21 protein-coding genes and 1 pseudogene are annotated in these 23,565 nt (G+C 73.3%); 10 read left to right on the top strand and 12 right to left on the bottom strand.

The window, feature by feature from the left end; genetic code table 11:
- Nucleotides 1-16: 16 nt before the first annotated feature.
- Nucleotides 17-1,267, bottom strand: a complete 1,251-nt coding sequence (locus ACYBSK_RS19865) for an MFS transporter (protein ID WP_460242694.1) — start codon at nt 1,265-1,267, stop codon at nt 17-19.
- A gap of 124 nt (nt 1,268-1,391) precedes the next feature.
- Between ACYBSK_RS19865 and ACYBSK_RS19860 the strand changes: the two genes are divergently transcribed.
- Complete coding sequence (locus ACYBSK_RS19860) at nt 1,392-2,279, top strand: LysR family transcriptional regulator (RefSeq protein WP_457478504.1); 888 nt, start codon at nt 1,392-1,394, stop codon at nt 2,277-2,279.
- A 436-nt stretch (nt 2,280-2,715) separates the two neighbouring features.
- On the opposite strand, the gene ACYBSK_RS19855 is transcribed toward ACYBSK_RS19860, so the two are convergent.
- The 8 genes from ACYBSK_RS19855 to ACYBSK_RS19820 all read right to left on the bottom strand — a co-directional run bounded on the left by ACYBSK_RS19855 (nt 2,716) and on the right by ACYBSK_RS19820 (nt 12,753).
- Nucleotides 2,716-4,368, bottom strand: a complete 1,653-nt coding sequence (locus ACYBSK_RS19855; protein WP_460242693.1) for a thiamine pyrophosphate-binding protein — start codon at nt 4,366-4,368, stop codon at nt 2,716-2,718.
- A gap of 2 nt (nt 4,369-4,370) precedes the next feature.
- Nucleotides 4,371-5,174, bottom strand: coding sequence for a cyclase family protein (locus ACYBSK_RS19850; RefSeq protein ID WP_460242692.1), 804 nt, complete (start codon nt 5,172-5,174; stop codon nt 4,371-4,373).
- A gap of 42 nt (nt 5,175-5,216) precedes the next feature.
- Nucleotides 5,217-5,774 (bottom strand): DinB family protein, encoded by a 558-nt coding sequence (locus ACYBSK_RS19845; RefSeq protein WP_457478501.1) that lies wholly within the window; start codon nt 5,772-5,774, stop codon nt 5,217-5,219.
- A 96-nt stretch (nt 5,775-5,870) separates the two neighbouring features.
- Nucleotides 5,871-7,454: a PucR family transcriptional regulator gene (locus ACYBSK_RS19840; RefSeq protein WP_460242691.1), complete on the bottom strand. Its 1,584-nt coding sequence runs from the start codon at nt 7,452-7,454 to the stop codon at nt 5,871-5,873.
- Complete coding sequence (locus ACYBSK_RS19835) at nt 7,451-8,563, bottom strand: DUF917 domain-containing protein (RefSeq protein ID WP_460242690.1); 1,113 nt, start codon at nt 8,561-8,563, stop codon at nt 7,451-7,453. Before ACYBSK_RS19835 ends, ACYBSK_RS19840 begins: the two co-directional genes overlap by 4 nt.
- Nucleotides 8,564-8,631: 68 nt before the next feature.
- Entirely contained in the window at nt 8,632-9,738 is a 1,107-nt protein-coding gene (locus tag ACYBSK_RS19830) for a DUF917 domain-containing protein (RefSeq protein ID WP_460242689.1), read from the bottom strand.
- Between the two features lie 36 nt (nt 9,739-9,774).
- Nucleotides 9,775-11,328, bottom strand: a complete 1,554-nt coding sequence (locus tag ACYBSK_RS19825; protein ID WP_460242688.1) for a hydantoinase/oxoprolinase N-terminal domain-containing protein — start codon at nt 11,326-11,328, stop codon at nt 9,775-9,777.
- Between the two features lie 12 nt (nt 11,329-11,340).
- Nucleotides 11,341-12,753 (bottom strand): purine-cytosine permease family protein, encoded by a 1,413-nt coding sequence (locus ACYBSK_RS19820; protein ID WP_460242687.1) that lies wholly within the window; start codon nt 12,751-12,753, stop codon nt 11,341-11,343.
- Between the two features lie 185 nt (nt 12,754-12,938).
- On the opposite strand from ACYBSK_RS19820, the gene ACYBSK_RS19815 reads away from it, so the two are divergent.
- Nucleotides 12,939-13,748, top strand: coding sequence for an SAM-dependent methyltransferase (locus ACYBSK_RS19815; protein ID WP_460242686.1), 810 nt, complete (start codon nt 12,939-12,941; stop codon nt 13,746-13,748).
- A 17-nt stretch (nt 13,749-13,765) separates the two neighbouring features.
- On the opposite strand, the gene ACYBSK_RS19810 is transcribed toward ACYBSK_RS19815, so the two are convergent.
- Together ACYBSK_RS19810 and ACYBSK_RS19805 are read right to left on the bottom strand one after the other, a co-directional pair.
- Nucleotides 13,766-14,050, bottom strand: a complete 285-nt coding sequence (locus tag ACYBSK_RS19810; RefSeq protein ID WP_460242685.1) for a cupin domain-containing protein — start codon at nt 14,048-14,050, stop codon at nt 13,766-13,768.
- A gap of 62 nt (nt 14,051-14,112) precedes the next feature.
- Nucleotides 14,113-14,550 carry a VOC family protein gene (locus ACYBSK_RS19805; protein ID WP_460242684.1) on the bottom strand — a complete coding sequence of 146 codons (438 nt, stop codon included), beginning with the start codon at nt 14,548-14,550 and terminating at the stop codon, nt 14,113-14,115.
- Nucleotides 14,551-14,709: 159 nt separating this feature from the next.
- Between ACYBSK_RS19805 and ACYBSK_RS19800 the strand changes: the two genes are divergently transcribed.
- The 5 genes and pseudogenes from ACYBSK_RS19800 to ACYBSK_RS19780 form a co-directional block, all read left to right on the top strand.
- Nucleotides 14,710-15,018: a hypothetical protein gene (locus ACYBSK_RS19800; protein WP_460242683.1), complete on the top strand. Its 309-nt coding sequence runs from the start codon at nt 14,710-14,712 to the stop codon at nt 15,016-15,018.
- Nucleotides 15,019-15,124: 106 nt separating this feature from the next.
- Nucleotides 15,125-16,570, top strand: a complete 1,446-nt coding sequence (locus ACYBSK_RS19795) for a CehA/McbA family metallohydrolase (RefSeq protein WP_460242682.1) — start codon at nt 15,125-15,127, stop codon at nt 16,568-16,570.
- A 114-nt stretch (nt 16,571-16,684) separates the two neighbouring features.
- Nucleotides 16,685-17,851, top strand: coding sequence for an aminotransferase class V-fold PLP-dependent enzyme (locus ACYBSK_RS19790; protein WP_460242681.1), 1,167 nt, complete (start codon nt 16,685-16,687; stop codon nt 17,849-17,851).
- Between the two features lie 107 nt (nt 17,852-17,958).
- Nucleotides 17,959-19,134: a damage-control phosphatase ARMT1 family protein gene (locus ACYBSK_RS19785; RefSeq protein ID WP_460242680.1), complete on the top strand. Its 1,176-nt coding sequence runs from the start codon at nt 17,959-17,961 to the stop codon at nt 19,132-19,134.
- Nucleotides 19,064-19,597: pseudogene (locus ACYBSK_RS19780) on the top strand (SUMF1/EgtB/PvdO family nonheme iron enzyme); the annotation flags it as partial. The gene ACYBSK_RS19785 and the pseudogene ACYBSK_RS19780, both read left to right, overlap by 71 nt.
- On the opposite strand, the gene ACYBSK_RS19775 reads toward ACYBSK_RS19780, so the two are convergent.
- Nucleotides 19,585-20,286, bottom strand: a complete 702-nt coding sequence (locus tag ACYBSK_RS19775) for a B3/B4 domain-containing protein (protein WP_457478488.1) — start codon at nt 20,284-20,286, stop codon at nt 19,585-19,587. The pseudogene ACYBSK_RS19780 and the gene ACYBSK_RS19775 overlap by 13 nt on opposite strands.
- Nucleotides 20,287-20,422: 136 nt before the next feature.
- Here ACYBSK_RS19775 and ACYBSK_RS19770 point away from each other — a divergent pair, with 136 nt between their 5' ends.
- From ACYBSK_RS19770 to ACYBSK_RS19760, 3 genes are all read left to right on the top strand, one after another.
- The gene (locus ACYBSK_RS19770; RefSeq protein WP_457478487.1) at nt 20,423-20,995 is read left to right on the top strand and encodes a helix-turn-helix domain-containing protein; all 573 of its coding nucleotides are present in this window, start codon (nt 20,423-20,425) and stop codon (nt 20,993-20,995) included.
- A gap of 135 nt (nt 20,996-21,130) precedes the next feature.
- Nucleotides 21,131-22,534 carry a C4-dicarboxylate transporter DctA gene (dctA, locus tag ACYBSK_RS19765; protein ID WP_460242679.1) on the top strand — a complete coding sequence of 468 codons (1,404 nt, stop codon included), beginning with the start codon at nt 21,131-21,133 and terminating at the stop codon, nt 22,532-22,534.
- An 89-nt stretch (nt 22,535-22,623) separates the two neighbouring features.
- Entirely contained in the window at nt 22,624-23,529 is a 906-nt protein-coding gene (locus tag ACYBSK_RS19760; RefSeq protein ID WP_457478485.1) for a LysR family transcriptional regulator, read from the top strand.
- Nucleotides 23,530-23,565 lie beyond the last annotated feature (36 nt).

The following is a 23,565-nucleotide window of genomic DNA, read 5'->3' as shown; positions in this document are numbered from 1 at the left end:
CCGGCGCCCCGCATGGTCAACGCCCGCCGTGCGAGCGGCGATTGAGGACGGCGACGGCGCCCAGCAGGGCGAGCAGGGCCACGGCGAACCAGGTCATCGCCGTGGTCGCCGGGAGGAAGAGCGTGGCGACGCCGAGGGCGACGGCCGGGCCGCTCAGCCCCAGATAGGCGATCAGGAACAGGCCCGCGAGCGCCTCGCCGCGCCGCGCGGGCGCCGCCATGGCGACCACCGCGCCGACCGCCGACTTGAACAGCAGCCCCGCCCCGACGCCTGCCACCGCGCCGCCCACCAGGAACGTGGCGAGGTCGGCGGTGTGCATCCCGATGACGAGCGTGCCGAAACCGACGGCCTCCGCGAGCAGCCCCAGCGTCGACTTCGTCCGCGGCGCGAGCCGGTTGGTGAGGATCTGCGCGAGCGCCGCGCCCCCGAACACCAGGAACGAGATCGCCCCGGCCAGCAGGTGCGACGGGTGGTGCAGGGTGTGCGCGACGAACCCGGCGGCGATCGACGAGAACAGCCCGAACACCGCGAAGGAGGCGAACCCGGCCGCCGCGGCGGCCAGGTACCCGGCCCTGTCGCCGTGGTCGGCGCTCACCCGCTGCGGCCGGTAGCGCGGCCGCACCGGCAGCTCCCGCACCGTCTCCGGCACGAAGGCGAGGGCCGCCGCGACGCCCGCGAGGAGCACCGCGAACACCAGGTACGGCAGCCGCAGCGGGGCCGTCACGTACTGCGCGAGGAAACCGGAGACCAGCGGGCCGAGCCCGAGGCCCCCGATGTTGGCGGCCGTCGAGATCGTCTCGAAGCGCTGCGACGAGGCCGCGGGACGGTGCGCGCCGTGCAGTTCGGCCAGATGCGCGGTTGCCGTGGCGCTGAGCATGCCGATGCCGAGACCGCTGACGAACCGGGCGACGAGCAGCACCGGCAACGCGGGGCTCGACAGGAACAGCAGGGCCGCGACAAACTCCAGGGCGAGTGCCGCAGCGAGGATCTTCTTGCGCCCCACCCAGTCGGACACGTGCCCCGCCAGCAGCAGGCTGACCACGACCCCCACCGCGTACACCGCGAACACCACGGTGACCATGAAGGTCGAGAAGCCGTCGCGCTGCGAGTACAGCGGATACAGCGGGGTGGGCACCGTCGAGAACGCCATCGACGTGAGGAAGGCGAGCGCCACGATCCAGAAGCCGACGCCGTGCCGGCGCGAACCGGCGGCCGGCGGGGCGAGGGTGCGCGCAGGGGTGGGGAGAACGCGGGTGGGCGTGGCCATGGCAGGTTCCGTTCCGTACCGGGAGTGGGCACGTCCCACTCTCCGTCCGTCCAGCCATCACGTCCAACGAATCTTCTCGCTGGCAACGATCGCGAATCGCGATGATTGCTGGGATAGTCGACGAGTGGAGCTACGCCATCTCGAGTACTTCGTCGCCGTCGCGGAAGAGCAGAACTTCACCCGCGCGGCGGCCCGTCTGCACATCGTGCAGTCCGCCGTCTCCGCCGCCGTGAAAACGCTGGAGCGGGAACTGGACGCGCGGCTTCTGGACCGCAACTCCAAGCGGGTGCTGCTGACCGACGCGGGCAGCGCGCTGCTGCCGCGCGCCCGGATCGTCCTCGACGCCGCGCGGGACGCCGCCGACGCCGTCGCCGAGGTGCGCGGCGCGCTGCGGGGGACGCTGCGGCTCGGCACCCTCACCTCGATCCGGCTGATCGACCTGCCGCGCCTGCTGGGCGAGTTCCACCGCAGGCACCCGGGCGTCCAGGTGCGGATCACCGTCGCCCCCACCGGCTCCCAGGGGCATCTCACGGCGCTCGCCGAACGCCGCCTCGACCTGGCCCTCGTCTCCCTGCCGGGGGCGCGGCCCGCCGAGTTCGAGCTCACGCCCCTGGCCAGTTCGACCCTCGACCTGGTGGTGCCCGGTGACCATCCGCTCGCCGGGCGCGACAGTGTGCGGCTGAGCGAACTGGCCGGGCTGCCGTTCATCGACTGCCCGGTCGGCTACGGCAACCGGGCGGTCGCCGACCGGGCCTTCGCCGCGGCCGGGATGCCGCGCCAGGTCACCATCGAGATCACCGACATCGCGACCAGCGCCGACTACGTCAGGGCGGGCCTGGGCGTCGCGCTGATCCCGCGTTTCCTCGCCGACACCGCCCACGGACTGGCGGTCCTGCCCGTCACGGACGCGGATCTGGACTGGCCGCTCTATCTCGCGGGCCCCGCCGACCGTCCGCCGAGCGCGGCGGCCCGCGCGCTCACGGCGCTGCTGCGGGACGCCGCCGCGTCGTGAGGTACGTGTGTCCATGAATCGGACATGCGTCCGGAACCTGTGCGGTCGTACACGGCTGCCCCAACAGAAATATGCACGTGCCGTTGGCCCATGCGAATTCGGTCGGTCCCGGCGCAAACGGGACCTTGAGCCGCCACTGGCATGTGCCATAAGTTTGGAGGCGCGAAAGAGGGTTACCCTCTTCAACGCCCCTGGACCCCGGGCAACTTGGCTGTAGACGCCACAGTCGCATCGCCGACAACGCGACTGTGGTCTCCGTCCGAGGTGCACCGACAGGGGCTTCCTCCCGCGGCCCCGCGGTGACACCGGACGGAACCGACGAGGAAGCGCGCGAAGGGGAGCCGTGCTTCCTCGTGGGCGGCCCCCGCCGATGTTCGGAAGCGATTTCCGGCGGGGGCCGCCACCGGTCCCGGCGCCGACGGTCCGCACGCGGCCGTCAGTGGCCGAACGCCTCCTGGAGCCACCAGGAACCCTCGTCGCGCGTCGTCTTCGCGTCGATCACCAGAGGGCCGTCCGGCGTGGCGAGCCAGTCGGCGAGCGGCGCCAGGTCCTCCGGCGCGGTCACCGTCAGCGCCGCGCAGCCGTGGCCGCGGGCGAGGGCGGCGATGTCCGTCTCGGGGAAGACGACCGTCGACAGGTCGGTTCCCCCACCCGGATCGCCGAAGTGGTGGACCTCCGCGCCGTACATGGCGTCGTTGTAGACCACCACCAGGAGCGGCAGGCCGAGGCGCACGGCCGTCTCCAACTCCGATACGCCCATGAGGAATCCGCCGTCCCCGCAGGCCGCCACCGGCAGCCGGTCGGGACGGGCGAGCGCCGCGCCGATCCCCGTCGACAGGCCCAGGCCGATCGACTGGAAGGCCTGCGTGAAGCACAGCCCGTACTGGTCGGGCACGTCGAGGTACATGCTCGGACAGCCCATGAAGTTGCCCGAGTCGACGGCGACCGTGCGCGCGGCCGGGAGCATCCGGTTCAGGGCGATGGTCAGCGTCCGCGGGTCGATCCGGCCGTCACCCGTGCCGTCCTCGTAGGGAACCTGGGGCCAACTGCCCTCCACCGAGAGGCGCTTGGCGACGTCCGGCGTGCGGTAGCCGGTCGGGCGCGGCGCCGCCGGAAGCAGCGCCAGGACCTCGTTCGCCGTCTCCGTGACGCCGCCCCACAGGCCCAGGTCGATGTCGCGCGTGCGGCCCAGGGCGTCACGGTCGACGTCCACCTGGACCACCGCGGCGGTGTCGGCGATGAGCCGCCCGTGCCGCATGGTCCACATGTTGAGGGAGCAGCCCCAGCCCACGATCAGGTCGGCGCCCGTGATCAGTTCCGCCGCCAGCGGCGTGGCGAAACCGCCCGCCACGTCCACGCACCACTCCGCGCCCGGCCGCCCGTTGAACAAACCGCGGGCCACCGCCGACGTGGCGAGCAGCGCCCCGGTGCGGGAGGCGAGCGCGGCGATCGCCTCGCCCGCCTCCGCCGAGCGGGCGCCGCGCCCCGCGACGAACACCGGGCGCTGCGCGCGCCGCAGCAGCTCCGCGAACGCCTCGGCGTCCGCCGCCGCCGGGCGCGGCAGGCCGGGAGCGGGGCGGCGCCGAGGCGCCACCGCGTCGTCGGGCAGCGGCTCGTCCTGTACGTCGAGGGGGACGTTGAGGACCACCGTGCGGCGCTCCTCGGCGCACAGCCGGAACGCGCGCGTCACGTCGTCCAGCGCGGTACGGGCCGAGCGGACCCGCGCCGACACGGCTCCGACGGCCTCGGCGAGGGCCGGCTGGTCGACGTGGAAGTTCGAGGTGCGCTCGGTCGCCTCCGCCGTCACGACGAGCAGCGGCGTCCGGCTCTTCGCCGCCTCGGTCACCCCCGTGAGCGCGTTGGTGTAGCCGCAGCCCTGGTGCACCGAGAGGACAGTGACCTCCCCGCTGGTCCGGGCGTGGGCGTCGGCCATGACCGCGGCGCCGCCCTCGTGCCGCGCCGCGACGAAGCGGGCGCCCGCCGCCACGAGCGCGTTCGTGACGTGGAAGTTGCCGCTGCCCACCACACCGAACGCGGTGCGCACGCCCAGCCGATGCAGCTCCCGGCCGATGGCTTCGCGCACGCGCATGCTCACGTGCCCTCCGTGACGGGGGCCAGCGCGAGGACGCGCGCGGGGCTGCCGGAGCCGCCGACGATGCGCAGCGGCGCGACCACGAGGACCGCCCCGACGGGCGGCAGTTCGCCGACGTTGCGCAGCTGCGTCACGCCGTACTTGCCGTTGCCGAGCATGAAGTGGTGGACGGGGAAGGGCGGTTCGAAGCGGAAGGCCTGCCCGGCGTCCGTGCCGACCGTCTCCACGCCGATGCCGGCGACGCCCGTCTCCTCGGCCAGATAACGGGCGCACTCCGCGGTGAGACCCGGGGTGTGCGGGCCGCTGTCGTCGGCGTTGAGGAACTGGGCCTCGTCGTCCGAGCGGGTGTCCCAGCCGGTGCGGTACAGCAGCCAGCCGCCCTCCGGCAGCGCGCCGTGCTCCCGCTCCCACGCCTTCAACTCGTCCAGACTCAACAGATGGTCGGGGTCCTTGGCGCACTCCGCGGACGTGTCGACGACCACGGCGGGACCCACCAGCCGCGCCGCCGGCACACTGCCCACGTCCTCCAGGTCACGACCGGAGGACCAGTGCACCGGGGCGTCGAAGTGGGTGCCCACGTGCTCGCCGGTGTGGATGTGGTTCTGGAAGGAGATCTCGCCGGGATCGTCCCAGTCCGCGATCCGCTCCAGCTCGAACCGCGGTATCGGGCGCATCGGTTCGGGCAGCGGAAGGACCGGTGTCCCCGAGGACAGCGGGGCGGTGAGGTCCACGACCCGCACGCCCCCGTCGGCGAGAGAGGCGATCAGGTCCGCGGTGACCAGGCTGTTCGCACGTGATGTCATGGCCGACATCATCAGTCCTCGGGACGCCGGTGGGCCAGGGTCCTAGCCCATGCTCTTGGCGCCGTCCAGGGACTCGCGGATGATGTCGGCGTGCCCCGCGTGCTGCGCCGTCTCCGCCACGAGGTGCATCAGCACCCTGCGCACCGACCACGCGGCGCCGGGCTCGTTCCACGGCGCCTCCGGCAGCGGCCATGTACGGTCCAGGTCCGGCACCGACACCACCAGCTCGTCCGTGGCCCGCGCGGCCTTCGCGTAGTCGGCCAGCACGCCGGCCAGTGTCTCGTGGGGCAGCAGCCGGAAGGTGTCCGCGCGGGCGGCGAAGTCGTCCGGCGTCATCGCCTTGAAGTCCGGCATGGCGGACGGGCCTTCGAGGATGAAGGCCGCCCAGCCGCGCTCCACATCCGTGACGTGCTTGACGAGACCACCGAGACACAGCTCGCTCGCCGTGGTGCGCTGCCGCGCCTGGTCGTCCGTCAGATCACGGGTGGGGAAGGTCAGGAAGTGCCGCTGCTTGGCCAGCGACTCCAGAATGTCGGCCCGTTCGCCCGTGACGGCGGGGGTGCCGGTCTGCTCGGGGGTGGTCTGCCCGCTGGTGGTCATCGTGTGCGCCTCTCGCGTCGGTGTGCCCGCTTGGTGCTCGGTACGGACACGTTAGAGAGCAAGTAGGTCGGATCCTGTCCTACTTGCCGCCTGCCCTCACACGTCGGGCCCGGCACTCGCTCCGAATCCTCCTCCGTCCACGGCCGTCCGGCACGCCAAGTGCAGCGCCAGACGTTCGTCCGGATCCGCCAGGTCCACGCTGAGCAGCTGCTGTACGCGGGCGATGCGCGCCGCGACCGTGTTGCGGTGCACGCCGAGCACCGCCGCGGTCTCTGCCGTCGAGGACTCCGCGTCGAGGTACGCCGTGAGGGTGCGCACCAGGTCGCCGGGCTCGCCGGACAGCGGTTTCAGCAGGGAACGCGCCGCGGGCTGGAAGGTGTCCGTGCGCGTCCACGCCAGCAGCAACTGGGCGAGACCGAGGCGGTCCACGTGGAAGAAGCGGCCGCTCGCCTCCCGGCCCTGCGCGAGCCGCGCCGCGTCCGCCGCCTCGCCGAGGCTGCGGGCGATGCCGGTGGGACCCGGGTGCGCGCGGCCCACCCCCACGTACGCGTGCAGCACCTCCGGCAGGCGGCGCTGGACGCGGCGGACGGCGGCGGCGTGCCGTTCGATGTCGCTGGTCGACGGCTCCTGGTCGGTGCTGGTCCACGCGGACCAGCCGTCGCCCTGCTCGACGACGTGCGCGGGCAGCCGCTCGGCCGCGAACGCGTCGGTGACCTCGGCGCGCAGGCCCGCCACGTCGACGTCGGGCCCGGTGCCGATGCGGACGCCGGTGTGCCAGCCGTCGAGCCGCCAGCCGAACTCGACCGCGTGCCGACGCACCGCGTCCGGGATCTCGCCGCCCGCCGGGCGCAGCAACTCGCCCAGCAGGGAGGTACGGTGACGGGCGCTGCGCTCCAGGTCGAGGCGGCGCAGCGCGAGCCGCTCGTGCACGGCGCCGGACGCGACCTCCAGCGCCGCCGCCACCGCGTCGCCCTCCGGGGCGAGCCGGGCCGGCAGGCGGACGGCGAGGCACGGGCGGGCGCGCTCGCTGCCGACGGGGTGGGTGAGGAGGCGGACGCCACCGGGGAGGTCGATCGGGCGGGGGAGCGGCGGACCCGTCAACTGCCGTGCCACCGTGTCCTGTTCGGCCGCCGCCACGGTCGCCGGGTCGCCCGCCAGGTGCCGCGCGTCCGCGGTGAGCAGGGCGACCGGCCGGTGCAGCAGCGCACCCAGGTCGGCGAGGAGCGCGTCCACGGACTCGTCGGCGGACGCGCACACCCGCGCCGTGCGCACCGCCGACTCGGCGCGCAACAGGGCCGGTTCGGCGGTCATCCGTTCCAGGGCGAGGTACGCGGCGAGCGGGTCGGGGGAGCCGAGGACGGGCAGCCGCAGCCGATTGGCCAGGAGCACCGACGACGTGCGCAACCCCGACACCCCCGGCACCAGCAGCGCGGCGACACCGGCGCCGTGGGCGCGGCGCAGCAGGGCGTCGAGCCGCCAGTCGCCGCGCTCCGCGCCACCCAGGAGGACGAGGAGCCGGCCGTCCGGCTCCGCGGGCAGCGGATGCGCCAAGTCCTGTGCCGCCACGGGGGCGTTGACGGTACGGGTGTCCTCGGGGCCGGCGAGGAGGGTGACGTCGTGCCACGTGGGATGCGCGAGCATCGCGGCGAGCGGGACACCACCGGAGGCCTCGCGGGTCACGGCGCGACCGTCGCGTCCACATCGTGCGCGACGGTGCGCGCGGCCTCCTCGAAGCCGACGACCTCCGCGTCCAGGCCGAAGGCGCGGGGCGACACGTACGGCTCGGTGTCCGGCTGCCGCCAGAACTCCGGGCCCGGCAGGGTCGCCGCGACGACCTCCTGGCCGGGGCGGATCCGGTCGATGGCCACCGGATGCGCCGTGCGCCGGTCCAGGAGGCAGATGACGTCCGGGGCGGTCGCGGCGACCTCGCCGTCGCGCAGGGCCAGCACGATCTCGTTCTCCGTCTCCAGGCGGACCACGGCGCCGGACGCCGCGTCCGTCACCGTGACGCTGCCCCGGCCGAAGCCCGGCCCTTCGCTCCGTGCCACCTCCTGGATCCGGCCCGCCGCGAGCACCCGGCAGCCGAGGGCCGCCTCCACGTCGTCCCTCGCCGGACGGTGCGGGAGGGCGGCGTGCGCGCGGCCGAGGGCGAGGGAGCGGGTGAGGGAGCCGTGCACGCAGGCGTCGCGCACCGCGCTCAGCCGGACGGGCGCCAGGGCGAGCGCCGCCCAGCCGCCCGCCGCCGTGAGGAAACCGCGCACCGTGCGCTCCAGGCCGTGGGCGTCCGTGCGGTCCACGACGAGGATCTGGCCGCCCGGTTCGGCCAGCGCGCACGGGGTGACCGGGAGGCCGCGCACCGCCCAGCTGAGCTGGTCCAGGCGGGGCAGGGCGCGGCCCATCAGGTCGACGTCGACCACCGGCAGGTGGAGGTCCAGCGCGGCGAGCAGCACCGTGAGGGCGTTCGGGCCACCGGCCTCCACCGCCATCAGGGCGTCGGGGGCGGGGGTGTCGGTCCAGCGGGTGATCGCGGTCAGGGCGTCCCGGAACTCCTGACCGTTCGGGAGCTTCTCGCTGAGGACGTTGACCGCGCCGACGACGCCGACGGGGACGACCACCGGGTCGAGGGCGGGGTCGGTGTCGGCGTCGTGCCAGGAGACCGTGCCGGGGCCGGTGAGGGCGTGGCGGAGCATCGACGCGAAGGCGGAGGCGTCGCCGCCTCCGCCGCAGCCCAGAATGTTCACGCCTGTGACCAGGGCGGGGACGTCCGCGGCGGTGATCGTGTGGTCCACGCTGCCGATTCTCGCAGCGTGAGCCGCGCCCGGCGCCCCGGGGCTCCGCTGCTCAAGCGCCGCAGGGGCTACCCAAGCAGCGGCAGGCGGTCCTCCACCGGGACGAAGGGGTACGGCAGGCCGAAGCAGGACGGGCCGAAGACGTCCAGGGCCTCCGGAGTGCGCATGATCTCGGGGGCCGCGATGCCGATCACCGTGACGCGCTGGCCGTAGCGGAGCGCCTCCGTGGTGATGGGTTCGCCCGTGTCCGCCTCCAGGACGCACACCAGGTCCGGGACCACACAGATCGGCTCGCCGTCGCGCAGGGCCGCCAAGTGCTCGTTCTGGAAGCGCAGTTCGAGGGACGAGTCGCCCTCGAAGGCCGCGAACGCGGCGCGGCCGCGCGCGAAGCCGCCCTCGGTGCGGCGCTCCACGTCGGTCACCTTGCCGCGGAAGAGGACCCGCAGGTGGCCGTAGATCGTGCCGCCGACCGCCTCGCCGAGCGCCTCCACCGGGTCGCGGTGCGCCTCGCGCGCCTCCCGGACCGCCCGGCCGAGGGAGAGCGCGAGGGAGAGGGTCCGCGGCACCGCGGTGCGCTTGAGCTGCTCGCCGGTCATCGAGTACTCGGCGATCGCCGCGCCGCCCCCGAGACCGACCGTGACGCGGCGCGCCAGGTCCTCCAGGCGCTTGGTGTCCTTGCCGGTGTCGAAGACACAGGTCTCGCCGTGCTCGCCGGCCATCGCCAGCGGCGACGCCGGGACGCCGTACACGTGGAAGGTCTCCATCTGGAGCTCGGGGAAGGCACGCCCCATGCCGTCCGCGTCGACGACGGGGAGGCCGGTGCGGGCGGCGACGATCAGCGGGATCATCGAGTTGCCGCCGCCGCACTCTATGGGCATCGTCGCGTCCGCCGTGCGGCCCGTGAACGTCTCCAGGGCACGCAGCGCGGCCACCGGCTCGTCGGCGCCGGGCAGCTTCTCCACCATCACGGTGGGCGCGCCCATGTTCGCGACCGGGATGACGAACGCGTCGTCGGCCACCTCGTCCGGGTCGAGGACGGTCACCGGACCGTGCTCGCGCATCGCCTCCCGCACCAGCAGCCGGCCGATCGTGGGATCGCCGCCGCCTCCGGTGCCGAGGATCGCGGCGCCGCGCGCCAGGTCGTCCAGCTGCTCGGGGCCCAGGGTCCAGCTCATGTGCTCGTGCTCTCCTTACGGGGGTGGGGGCGGGGCTCAGTCGACCTGTTGCAGGTCGCCCACGGCCTTGCAGCGGATGCGGGTGGCGTTGCCCGGCAGGTACGGGACGGGGACCTCGTCGAACTCGACGATGCGCACCCCCGACGGGTTGGCCCCGGCGGCGACGGCCCGGTCGACCGCCTCCTGCCGCGCCTCGTCGAGCACGGACTCGCGGCGCCCCGCGTCGATCGCGTAGACCCGGTCGACCTCGCCGCCGACCTGCGCGATGGCCGCGCCGATGGCGTTGGCGACCGCGAAGTGGTCGGGGCGGTGCACCACGCCGGAGCCCGGCAGGGTGTCGGGCAGGAGGACCGAACCGCCGCCCACCGCGACCACCGGCAGCGGTTCCGGCGACGTCCGCATCGACTCGACCGCGCGCGCCACGTCGGCGGCGATCGTGTCGAGCGCCTCCTTGACCAGCCCCGCGTCGAGGTGGGCGACGGCCGAGCGGTCACCGATGTCGGTGAGCCCCGCCGCGACCGCGACATCGGTGGCGGTCAGCGTCGAGCCGCCGAACACCAGGGCGTCCTCCGTGAGCCGGTAGCCGACCGACCGCGGGCCGACCGCGACCCGTTCGCCGCCGGCGACGACCAGCGAGCCGCCGCCGATGCCGATGCTGTGCACGTCCGGCATCCGGAAGTTGGTGCGCACCCCGGCCACGTCCACGGCCGTGCCCGCCTCGCGCGGAAAGCCCTGCGTGAGGACGCCGACGTCGCTGGTCGTGCCGCCGACGTCGACGACCGCACAGGTCTCCAGGCCGGACAGCACGGCCGCGCCGCGCATCGAGTTGGTGGGACCGGAGGCGAACGTGGCGACCGGGTAGCGGCGCGCGTACTCCAGGTCCATCAGCGTGCCGTCGTTCTGGCTCAGGTACAGCGGCGCCGTGATGCCGAACCCGGCGACCGCACCGGCGAGCCCGTCGACGATGCCGGCGGCCAGCTCCCGCAGCGCCGCGTTCACGGCCGTCGCGTTCTCCCGCTCCAGCAGGCCGATGCGGCCGATCTCGTGGGACAGCGAGAGGGCCACGTCCGGGCCCAGCTCGGCGCGCAGGACCTCCGCCGCGCGCACCTCGAACTCGTCGCTGACCGGCGAGAACACGGACGAGATCGCGACCGACCTGATGCCGTGCGCGGCCATGTCGGCGGCGTGCCGGCGCAGCTCGTCCTCGTCGAGGTCGGCGATCTTCCGGCCGTCGAACTCGTGCCCGCCGTGCGCCAGGTACGGCCGCCCGGCCACGGCCTTCGTCAGCCGCTCCGGCCAGTCCACGAACGGAGGCAGCGCCGACGTCGCGGGCAGGCCGAGGCGCAGCGCCGCCGTCGGGGCGAGATTGCGCGCCTCGACGAGCGCGTTGAGGAAGTGGGTGGTGCCGATCATCACGGCGCCGACCGCCGCCGGGTCGAAGGGGTGCTGCGCACGCAGCGCCTCCAGGGCCGACACGATGCCGGACGTGACGTCCTGGCTCGTCGCGGACTTGGTGGTGGCGAGCACCCGCGGTCCTTCGAGCAGGACCGCGTCGGTGTTGGTGCCGCCGACATCGATTCCGATACGCACGGAACTGGCTCCTTAGCGGGAGGCGCCGCTGGGAGCGGCGGGAACGTGAGGGGTCGGGGAGGCGGGGGAGTCGCCGTCGGTGACGGTGCCGGTCCCATCGGACACCGCGGCACCGGCTCCCATGTCGCGGGACACACCGACGCCGCGCACCAGGCCGAGCCTGCCCAGGACGACGTACGCGACGAACGCGAAGACGACCGAGTTGATGCTGGGCAGCCCCCAGTCGACGAACTCGCCGACGCAGAAGGCGAGCACCCACACGACGATGGTCGCCGGAACCCAGGTCGGCGCCGTCGCGGGCAGGGTGTTCGAGGCACGCGAGGACTCCAGCTCGCCGCGCCACCGCTTGACCACGAAGTACTCGGCGATCATCACGCCGGCGATCGGCGGGAAGGCGACACCGAGCAGCGTCAGGAAGTCGGCGAACCGGTCGAGGATGCCGACCGCCGCGAGCAGACTGCCCGCGACACCGAGGACGACGGTGACGGTGGCGCGGCCCACCTTGCGGCCGAAGACCGACTCGATGAAGTTCACGACGCCGAGGCCGGAGCTGTACAGATTCCAGTCGTTGATCTTCAGCGCGCCCATGATGACGACGAGGGTGCCGACCCAGCCGACCGAGGACACGGCGATCGCGGTCACGTCGGCGGACCGGGTGGCGTGCGCGAGCAGCACCCCCGCGAGCCCGACGACGTACTCACCGAGCGAGATGCCCACCACGGTCTGCTTGACGACGTCGGCGGTGGTGCGGTTGAAGCGCGTCATGTCGGGCGTGATGATCGCGCCCGCGATGGCGCCGCCCGCCACGAGCGTCGTGCCCTGCACGAGGGACAGGCTCGGCCCCGGCGGCGCGGAGGCGACGAGGTGCCCGATGTCGTAGCGCATCAGCTCGTGCACCGTGGACCAGCCCACGAGCAGCAGGAAGGCGGGCACCGTGACGTACGCGGCCCAGTTCATGGAGCCGAAGCCCCACAGCACGACCGCCGTCACGCCGAGCCCGAACAGGACCGACCACACGGGAGCGGGGAACACCCCGATCAGCCCGGCGAGCGCGTCGGCCGAGATCGCGGACTGGATGCCGAACCAGCCGATGAGGCTGAGCGCGATGGCGAGCCCGATCAGCGAGGACCCGATCCGGCCGAAGCCCGTCCAGCGCGCGAGCACCGACGTCGGAAGCCCCTCGCGGACGCCGATGATCCCCACGAAGATCGAGAGCACCTCGACGATCACGGAGCCGAGGGTGAGCGCCCAGAACGCCGTCCAGAAGTCCATGCCGAAGCCGAGCGTCGCGCCGAGCACGAACTGGCTGAGCCCGGAGATCTGCCCGAAACGCTGAAGGGCTACGGACCACCAGCTGTACCGTGCGGTGGTGGGCACTCTGGTCAGGGCGTGATCGTCCACCCCGACGGCGCGTGCGGCTGCCATCGAACCTCCAAGCGACTGCGGTTGCCCGCACGCTACGGCGGCCCGGAACGGGGCGGGACGGGCACAGTGCCCGGTGGGACCGAGGTGACTGTGCAGTGTGCACGGTGGAGGTTCGGGGTGTGCCCGAGGCGGGTGCCTTTCCCACTCGCCGGATTTTCGGCACCCCCGTGTGTGAAGCTGTGACCATGGCTGACACGCACGGTGATATCCGGGACAGGTTGCAGACCGATCGCCCGCACTCCGCCCGGGTGTGGAACTACCTGCTGGGCGGCAAGGACAACTACCCCGTCGACAGCGAGGTCGGTGAAGCCATCCTCGCCACGTTCCCCGAGTTCGCCACCGTGGCGCGGCTGCAACGGCAGTTCCTCGTGCGCGCGGTGCGCTTCCTGGCCGCGGACGCCGGCATCCGGCAGTTCCTCGACATCGGCACCGGGCTGCCCACGGCCGACAACACGCACGAGGTCGCCCAGCGCATCGCCCCGGACAGCCGGATCGTGTACGTCGACAACGACCCGCTGGTGCTCACCCACGCGCGGGCCCTGCTCACCAGCACCCCCGAGGGCGCCTGCGCCTATCTGGACGCCGACGTACGGGACCCGGAGCGGATCCTGGCGCAGGCGCGCGACACCCTCGACTTCGACCGGCCGATCGGGCTGACGCTGCTCAGCATCATGGGCCAGCTCTCCGACGAGGACCGTCCCGGGGAGGTGGTGGCCACGCTGCTCGACGCGCTTCCGCCCGGCAGCTACCTGGCCCTCACCGACGGCACGGACAACAACGACGCGCTGAACAGGGCGGTCGCCGGGTACAACGAGCAGTCCGTGCACACCTACCACCTGCGGCCGCCGGAGCGCATCGCCGCCTTCTTCGACGGTCTCGACCTCGTCGAACCGGGTGTCGTCCCCACCTCGGCGTGGCGCCCGGACCCCGACGCCCCGCGGCCCGAGGCGTCGGCGGTCGAGGCGGCGGTGTGCGGGGTGGGACGCAAGGCGTGACCGCGCGGCGGCGGAAGCTACTTCCGCTCGACCTCGACGAAGGAGAGCGGCGCCGAGCCCGCGTTGACGACCTCGTGCTCCTGCCCCGCCGAACGCGCATAGGAGCGGCCCGCACGGAGTTCGTTGCGCGTGACGGCGCCGTCAGGGGTGATGACGTCCGTCTCGCCGTCGGTGACCGGGACGACGACGTAGTCGTACGCGTGCACGTGCCGGCCGGTGCTCTGCCCCGGCTCGAAGTCCCAGCGGGTGACCCGGGTCCGGTCGTCCTCGTGCTGCACGGTGGCGCGGGCGGTGGTGGTCATGTTCGCGTTCGCTCTCCTCGGCTGTCACGGCGGGGATCGCCGCAGGCCGCAGGGTACGTGGCTCAGACCGCGAAGAGCTGGTCGAGGTCGGCGAAGGCCTTGAACTCCAGGGCGTTGCCCGCCGGATCGAGGAAGAACATGGTCCACTGCTCGCCCGGTTCGCCCTGGAAGCGGACGTAGGGCTCGATCACGAAGTCCGTACCGGCGGACGTGAGGCGCTCGGCGAGACGTTGGAACTCGGGCACCGGCAGCACCAGCCCGAAGTGCGGCACCGGGACCTCGTGACCGTCGACCGGATTCGTGACCGCCACGGCCTCCCGCCCGGCGCGCGGCGCGCCGTCGCCGACCTGGTGGGTGACCACCTGGTGACCGCCGAAGTTCCAGTCGATCCACCGGTCGTCCGAACGGCCCTCGGCGAAACCGAGCACCTTGCCGTAGAAGTCCCGGGCGGCCGCGAGGTCGTCGACGGGGATCGCGAGGTGGAACGGAGCGAGGGACATCGTGAACTCCTTGCGCACTCGGCGAATCGGGAACCCTCCCATCCCTGTCCCGGCCGGGCCGCCGGTATGCGCGCCGGGGCTTGACCTCAAGTCCGGTTGACCTTCTACGTTCGGGTGCGATGAGAACGACGAGCGCGAGACGCACGCGAGGAGAACACCATGAGGACGCTGGTGCTGGGAAGGACGCCCGCCCGGGTGACGGAGGTACTGGGCACGCTGCACGCGGACGGCTTCGACGCGGCGGGGGTGAGCACGGACGAGGAGGCCCGGAGCCTGCTGGAAACAGGGGAGTTCGCGGTCCTGATCATCGGCGGTGGCGTGGAGCCCGACTCCAGGACCGCGATGAAGGACCTCGCGGCGGCGCACGGGGTGCGGCGGATGATCGACGGGGCGCTGACGGCTCCCTTCGACGCGTATGTGCGCCGCGAGTTCGAGCCGCGGATCCGGGAGGTCGCGGAGCGCCCGTAGCCGGTGGATGGCGAGCGGGCCAACGCGCTCGCTGGCGCCCCGCGGCGCCCCGTGCTCAACTGGGCGCCTGTCCTTGCAACTTGGCGAACGAGTCCGAGGAGTCCGGGTGGCCGGTCGTCGCGTCCTGCGGGAGAACCGCACCATCGACCCCGCGTCCACCACGGAGCACTACCTGGACCGCACCCTCACCCTCCCCGAGGAGGTCGGCGCGCTCCGCGTGGAGCTGGACTTCGACAAGGTCACCGACCGCTTCCAGCTCTACGCGGCGGCCCTCGACCCCGACGGCTTCCTCCGCGGCCACGTGCAGTGCCCCGGCGACCCCGGCCCCAGGCGGCTGACGTTCGAGGTGGGGGAGGGGTACGCCGGTCCCGGATGCCACGCGGGACCGCTGCCCGGCGGCGAGTGGACCATCCGCATCGACCTCGACCGGTTCACCCAGGGCGGCACGTACGAGCTGCGCGTGTACGTGGACGACGCGCGGCCCGCCCCCGCGCCACCGGCCCACCGCACGCGGGCCGAGCCCGCCGCCGCGGTCGGATCGGCGCCCCCGGCCTGGCTGCGCGGCGAGCTCCACTCGCACTCGCTGCACAGCGACGGCTCCGCCGATCTGCCCACCCTGCTCGACGCCGCGCGCACCGCCGGACTCGACTTCCTCGCGGTCAGCGACCACTACACGTCGAGCCACTGGGCGGAACTCGACCGCCTGGAGGAGCGGGGCGCCGCCGACGGCCTCGTCCTCCTCCGCTCCATCGAGCTGACCTCCCACTTCGGTCACGCGAACCTGCACGGCCTGTCCCGGTGGCCGGGCACCTACGTCGACGCGGCGGGCTGGGACTTCGCCGACGCCGCCCGCGACGTCCACGGCCAAGGCGGACTCGTGGGCGTCAACCACCCCTTCAGCGGCCGCCAGGCCTGGCGCAGGGACGACCACACCTGGGACGACGTCGACCTCCTGGAGATCGACAACTTCGGGCAGGGCGCCAACAACGACGCCGCGATCGGCCTGTGGGACCGGCTGCTCGGCGCGGGACACCGCATCACGGCGGTGGCCGGCACCGACTGCCACCACCCCCAGAAACCCGAGCACCGGCTCGGCCAGGTCACCACCGTCGTCCGCGCCGAACGCAGCCGCCACGGGATCCTCGCCGCACTCCGGGCGGGCGAGGCGTACGTGTCGCGCGGCGCCGCGCTCCGGCTGTCCGCGCGCACCGACGGCGGCGGGCACTGCGGGATGGGCGGCAGCGTGCCGCTCGCCGGGGCCCTCCACCTCGACGTGGAGATCGACACCCCGCGGCCCGCCGTGCTGTTCGTGCTGCGGGGCGGCCTGCTGTGGCACATGGAACCCGTGGACACCGAGGGCCCGGCGCGCGTCCGCGTCACGGACCCGCGCCCCCTGCCCGGCCCCTACCGCGCCGAACTGCACGCCGCCAGCGACGACCCCTTCTTCTGGGCCTCGTGCAACCGCTCGTACGCCTCCTCGCTCGCCGTCTCCAACCCGGTGTGGACCACCCCGGCCGCGGCGCCGCCCCGCGAGCAGCCGCGCCCCTCGTAGCAGCGCCCTGCGCCGCCGCTCCCCGGGGCCCCCTGTTCCTCGCGCGGCTCACCGCTTACGGTCCTGCGGGAACCACCCCATCGGACACCGTCATCGGACGACTCGCGGAGCGACATGTCTACCCACCCCCTCGACGCCTGGGCCCTCGACCCCGCCGTACGCCACCTCAACCACGGCTCCTTCGGCGCCGTGCCCCGCGTCACCCTCGACGAACTGCGCGCGCTGCGCACCGAGATGGAGGCCAACCCCTGTCGATGGTTCCGTGAACTCAACGGGCGCGTGGCGAAGGCCCGCACCGAGATCGCGCGGTACCTGCGCGTCGCCCCCGACGACCTCGCGCTCGTCCCCAACGCCAGTTCCGGAGTCAGTACCGTCCTGGGCGCCCTCGAACTCCCCGAAGGCAGCGAGGTGCTGCTGACGGACCACTCCTACGGCGCCGTCACCATGGCCGTGGAACGGGTGGCCCGGCGGGCGGGCGTGCGCGTACGGACCCTGCACCTCCCGCTGGATGCGAGCCCCGAGGACATCACCGACCGCTTCGCCGACGCCCTCGGCGGCGGCGGGGCGCCGGTCTCCCTCGTGGTCGTCGACCAGATCACGTCGGCGACGGCCCGCCTCTTCCCCGTCGCCGACATCGTGGCGCACGCGCACGCGGCGGGCGCCCTCGTGCTCGTCGACGGGGCGCACGCGCCGGGGCAGCTCGCCGACCCGCTCGGGGACGCGGGCGAGGCCGACTTCTGGGTGGGCAACCTGCACAAGTGGCCCTGCGCGCCGCGCGGCACGGCGGCCCTCGTGGCACGCGGCGAGCACGCGCAGCGGCTGTACCCACTGACGGACTCCTGGGGCGCGCCCGACCCGTTCCCGTACCGCTTCGACCAGCAGGGCACGGTGGACCTCGCGCCCTGGCTCGCGGCGCCGCGCTCCCTCGACTTCGTCGAGGAACGGTTCGGGTGGGACGCCGCGCGCCGCCGCATGTCCGAACTGGCCGGCCAGGCGCAGAAGGTGCTCGCCGACGCACTGGCCGTGGACACCGCGGGGGTCGACGGCAGCCCGGCCCCCGCCATGCGCCTCGTCCCGCTCCCCGACGGGACGGCGAAGGACCAGAACGCCGCGCACGCGCTGCAACACCACCTCGCGAGCACCCTCGGCTGCGAGACCGCCGTGACCACATGGAACGGCCGCGGCTTCCTGCGCCTGTCGGCACACCTCTACAACGACCTGGAGGACTACACCCACCTCGCCGACCGCCTGCCCTCGGCACTGGCCACGAGCGGCGTGTAGCAGGGGGCCCGCGCGGCGAACTCGGACACCTCCTCCCGCGCCGCGCGCCCGTCCCGCACCCTTGCGGCTAGGGTCGATATCCGCCCCACCCCAAAGGACCCGCACCCATGCCCGACACCCCGACCGCCCCCGTCGTCACCGGCGCCGTCCCGGGCTCCTTCGCCCGGGGCGTCCTCGCCGAGCGGCACCCCGCGCTCATCGAGAAGGTGCGCGCCGCCTTCCCGTACGGACCCGCGCAGCACCGCGCCCTGGACGCCCTGCTGCGCGACACCGCCGACGGCCCGATGGAGCCGCTCGACGACACGGCGCACGACCGGGGGCGCTGGGAGGCGTGGGGCGGCGAATGGCTCGGGCGGCCATGGTCCGACGCGCCGTTCCTGTGGGCGGAGAGCTACTTCTACCGCCGTCTCCTCGACGCCGTGGGGTACTTCGGCGAAGGGCCCTGGCAGGGCATCGACCCCTTCCGGCCGTTCAAGCTCGCCGAACTCGACACCCCCGAGACCGACGCCGAGCTGGCCGCGGTCGACCGGCTGGCCGCCCTCCCCGCCGCCGATCGCGAGCGCGGGCTGCTCCTCGGCGCGCTCTGGGGCAACCGCGCCGACCTCGGCTTCCGCGTCACCGCCGACAGCGCCGAACCGGGCGCGGACACCCGCCTCGTCGCCGACGACTCGGACGCGTTCTGGGCCGCGCTGCCGCCCGGCGGCGGGGCCACGGTCAGCTTCGTCGCGGACAACGCGGGGCGCGAACTCCTCGCCGACCTCCTGCTCGTCGACCACCTGCTGACCCACGGACGGGCCTCCCGCGTGGAGTTGCAGGTCAAGCCGTACCCGTACTACGTCTCCGACGCCATGACCGCCGACGTCGTCGACTGCGTCCGCCGGCTCAGGCGCGCGGCAGGCGCGGCCGCGGGGGCCGGGGAGCGGTTGTGGGCGGCGCTCGGGGACGGGCGGATCACGGTACGCGCCCATCCCTTCTCCTGCGCGCCGCTGCCGTACGCCGACATGCCGGACGACCTGCGCGCCGAGTTCGCCGCGACGACCCTCACCGTGCTCAAGGGCGACCTCAACTACCGCCGCCTGGTGGGCGATCGGTACTGGGAGCCCACCACGCCGTTCGCCGCGCGCACCGCGTACTGGCCGACGGCCGTGGTCGCGCTGCGCACCCTGAAGTGCGACGTGATCACGGGCCTCGCGCCGGACGTCCTGAACGCGCTGGACGCCGCCGAACCGGACGGGAAGTGGCGGGTCAGCGGCGCCCACGCACTCGTACAGGCCAGGCTCTGAAGACTCCGGACGGTCCGCCCGGACCACCGCCCGCTTCGCCGCGTTCGTCGAGGCGACCGGACACCGCACCGAGGCCGAATGGGAGTACGCGGCGCGCGGCGGCCTCGACGGGGCCCGTTACCCCTGGGGTGACGAACTGACCCCCGACGGCGCCCACATGTGCAACATCTGGCAGGGCGCCTTCCCCACGAAGAACACCGCCGAGGACGGCTACGCGGGCACCGCCCCGGTGCACGCCTTCCGCCCCAACGGCTACGGCCTGTACAACGTCGCCGGCAACGTGTGGGAGTGGAACACCGACCCGTGGCTGCCGGGCGGGGACCCGGACACCCGTGTCATGCGCGGCGGCTCGTACCTGTGCCACCACTCGTACTGCAACCGCTACCGCGTCGCCGCCCGCACGTCCAACACGGCGGACAGCACCTCGGGCAACACCGGGTTCCGGGTGGCCTACTCGGCCTGAGCCCCGGCGACGTACTCCACGGTGACCTGCTCGGCGTGCGGCGCGAGCAGGTCGCGCAGTTCCTCGGCCGCCGACTTCAGCAGATGCCCGTCGCGGTCGGCGCGCACGGTCTCCATGAGGAACGCGACACGGGTCGAGTCCTCGGTGACACACGTGCGGTGGGCGTCGCGGTGGTTCCAGTGCCGGGTCAGCACGCCCGTGGAGTCGACGTAGACGATCTCGCCGGGCTTCGGGTGCTCGACGGTGTCCGGCTCGCCGAGCGGGGTGAACTCCTCGCTGCCGTCCGCGTGCCGGATCTCGACGACGTCGCCCGTGACCCGGTCGAGGTCGAAGGCCCCGGCGGGCAGGGCGTTGCGCACGGAGACGACGTTGTACGAGTCGACCGCCGGGTTGATGCGCGGCAGCGAGCCCTTCTTGGCCATGCGGCGGCCGAGCGCGTCGACGCTGGGGCGGATGCGGCGCGGATTGGTGCCGAAGGCGCGGTACGCGGTGTGCCACGCCTCGATGCGGGGATCGGTCTCGTCGGCGGGCGCCCAGGACCCGTCGGCGAGGCGCCGCTCCAGGTCGTCGAGGGCCGCGACGGTGTCCGGCCAGTCCTCGTGACCGCGCAGTCCGGTGGCCGTGACGACGGCGACGAGCGTGTCGGGGAAGGCGTCCGCGACGGCGGGTGCGAGCTGGAAGGTGGGCATCGGGTGGCTCCGCTCCGTCGGCGACAGTTCAATGGAATGACTGCACCGTACAGTGGAACGACCAGGGGAAGCCAATCGATCGACCGGACGGTACATTCCACTGATCGGCCGGGTGGGGAACACGGAAGGTGGTCAGGTGACCGAGACAGAGGCAGCCCTGCGCACGCTCGCGCACAACGTCCGGGCGGCCCGCACCCGCGCGGGCCTCTCCCTGGAAGAACTCGGCCGCCGGGCCAAGGTCAGCAAGGGCGCGCTGGTCGGCCTGGAGAAGGCGCAGGGGAACCCGAACTTCGGCACGCTCGTCCGGCTCGCCGACACCCTCGGCGTCTCCGTGTCCGCCCTGCTCGAAGGGTCCGCCGAAGGCCGCGTCCGCGTCGTCTCGGCGGACGAGGTCGCGCCGCTGTGGACGGGGGAGAAGGGCGGCGAGGCCCGCCTCGTGCTGACCACCGCCGGACCCTCCCCGGTCGAGGTGTGGCGCTGGCGGCTCGAACCCGGCGAGGAGTACCCGAGCCACCCCCACCAGGCCGGAGTGGTGGAGACCGTGAACGTGATCGCGGGCCGGATGACGCTCGTCGTCAACGGCACCGAACACTCCGTGGCCGCCGGTCAGACCGCGACCTTCGACGGCGACGCCGCGCACACCTACCGGGGCGCGGGCGACGCGACCTGCGAACTGATCATGACCGTGCAGGTGCCGTCGGGGTCATAGGCACGGCCTATCCGGGGCATCGATTTTTGGTCGTGGACCTCCCCGCACGCAAACCGCTTCACTGACGCGGTAGTTGGGGCGGCGCCGGACGGGCCCGGGGCCGCGCACCCCAGCCGTGCCCGGATGGAGGTTGCAATGACGCATGCCCCGGACGCCGCCGCAGGCGCCACCCATGTGGTGAAGGCCAAGCCGTGGTACCGGCAGCTGTACGTACAGGTGCTGGCGGCGATCGTCGTCGGCATCGTGCTCGGCTGGCGGTGGCCCGACCTCGGCACGGCGATGGAACCGGTCGGCACCACCTTCGTCACGGCGATGAAGATGCTCATCGGCCCGATCGTCTTCCTCACCATCATCGCGGGCATCGCGGGCGTCGCCGACCTCAAGAAGGTGGGTCGCACCGGCGTCAAGGCGCTCGTCTACTTCCAGGTCGGCACGGTCGTCGCACTCGGCTTCGGCCTCCTCGCCATCAACCTGTTCCCCCTCGGCGAGGGGGTGCACGCGGACGTCGGCGGCCTCGAGACGTCGGGCGAGGCGAGCGAGTACGTCAAGCAGGGCGAACACCAGCACTGGTGGGAGTTCATCACCCACCTCGTCCCGGACAGCTTCTTCGGCGCGTTCGTCGAAGGAGACATCCTGCAAGTCATCTTCCTCGCGGTGATCTTCGGCATCGCCCTGAAAATGGTCGGCCCGGTCGGCGAACCGATCATCGCCTCCGTCAACCGCCTCACCGAGGTCGTGTTCAAGGTCCTGTCCTTCGTGATGAAGGCGGCCCCGCTGGGCGCCTTCGGCGCGATGGCCTTCGCGATCGGCAAGTTCGGCCTGTCCACACTGACCAGCCTCGGCTCCCTGATCCTGCTCTTCTACGCCACGTCCCTCGTGTTCGTCGTCGTGGTCCTCGGCGCCGTCCTCTCCCTGTACGTGAAGCTCAACCTCTTCCACCTGCTGCGCCACTTCAAGGAAGAGCTGCTCCTCGTCCTCGGCACCTCGACCGCCGAGCCCGCGCTGCCCGGCCTCATGCGCAAGCTGCAGTTCATGGGCGTCGACCGCCCGACGGTCGGCCTCGTGGTGCCGACCGGCTACAGCTTCAACCTCGACGGCGCCGCGATCTACCTCTCGCTCGCCTCGCTCTACATCGCCCAGGCCACCGACACCACCCTCTCCCTCGGCCAGCAACTCGGCCTGCTCGCCGTCATGCTGCTGACCTCCAAGGGAGCGGCCGGAGTCGCGGGCGGGGGCTTCATCGCGCTCACCGCGACCCTCTCGACGGTCGGCCACGTGCCCGCCGCCGGCATCATGCTGATCTTCGGCATCGACAAGTTCATGTCCGAGTGCCGGGCGCTGGTGAACTTCTGCGGCAACGCCGTCGCCACCCTCGTCGTCGCCCGCTGGGAGAACGCCCTGGACCTGGACCGGGCCCGCCGCGTCCTCGCCGGCAAGGAGGCCGAGGCCGCCCCCGCCCTCGACGGTGCTGCCGAGCCCGTGGCCCACGTACCGGAGCCCCGGCAGCAGCCCGCACCGGAAGCCGCGCGGCCCGCCTGACGCCGGGCGCCCGCACTCCGCCTCCCCGCCGGGGCGACCTGTCGACCTGTCGATAGGTTGCCCTTGTGGCAGCAGGTGGAGGAGGCAGGATGGACGCGCGGCAACTGCAGTACTTTCTCGCCATCGTGGAGCACGGCGGCTTCAGCAGGGCCGCCGCCGCGCTCCACGTGGCGCAGCCCTCGTTGTCCCAGGCCATGGCCAACCTGGAGGCCGACCTCGGGGTCTCGCTCTTCCACCGGATGGGCCGCGGCGTCGTCCTGAGCGAGGCAGGCGCCGAACTCCTCGAACCGAGCCGCCGCGTGCTGCGCGACCTCGCCGCCGTACGCGAGCGGGCCGCGGCCCTCGCCGGACTCGGCAGCGGCACCGTGGAGGTGGCCGCCATGCCGTCGCCCGGCATCGAACCCATGACCACGCTGATCCACCGGTTCGCCGAGCTCCACCCGGATGTCACGATCACCACTCGCGCCGCCTTCACCCCCGAGGAGACCGTCGAACTCGTCCGCAGCGGCGCCTGCGAGCTGGGGCTGCTCGGCGCCGACAAACCGGTGACCGCACCCGGCATCGACGTCCTGCCGGTCGAGGAGCAGCCGTTCGTCGTCGTGGGCGCCGCCGACGGGCCCTTCGCCGACGCCGCCGTGCTGCACCCGCAGGACCTCGCGGGCCACAAGCTGATCGCGTCCCGGCCCGGCAGCCTCATGCGCAGCATCGTCGACGACATCACCGCCCGCGGCGGGGACACCGAGATCGTCGCCGTCGTCGACCACCGCACGTCCATCCTGCCGCTCGTCCTCACAGGCGTCGGCGTCGCCGTGCTGCCCGCCGCATGGACCCGCCTCGCCCGCCGCTGCGGCCTCGCGGTCGCCTCGCTCGTCCCCACCGCGCACCTGCATGTCGCGATGATCAGCCTGCCCGCCCATCTGACGCCCGGCGCGCACGCCTTCCTCGAACTGACCCGGTCCCTCGCCGAGCGCAGGGCCCGCACCGCGACGGCGTGAGGCGGGTGCCGCCGGACCCATCGGCCGTTCCTATGT

The sequence above is a fragment of the Streptomyces sp. BYX5S genome (assembly GCF_054724165.1).
The sequence above is the reverse complement of the archived record's forward strand: the minus strand, read 5'-3'. Positions and strand labels throughout refer to the sequence as shown.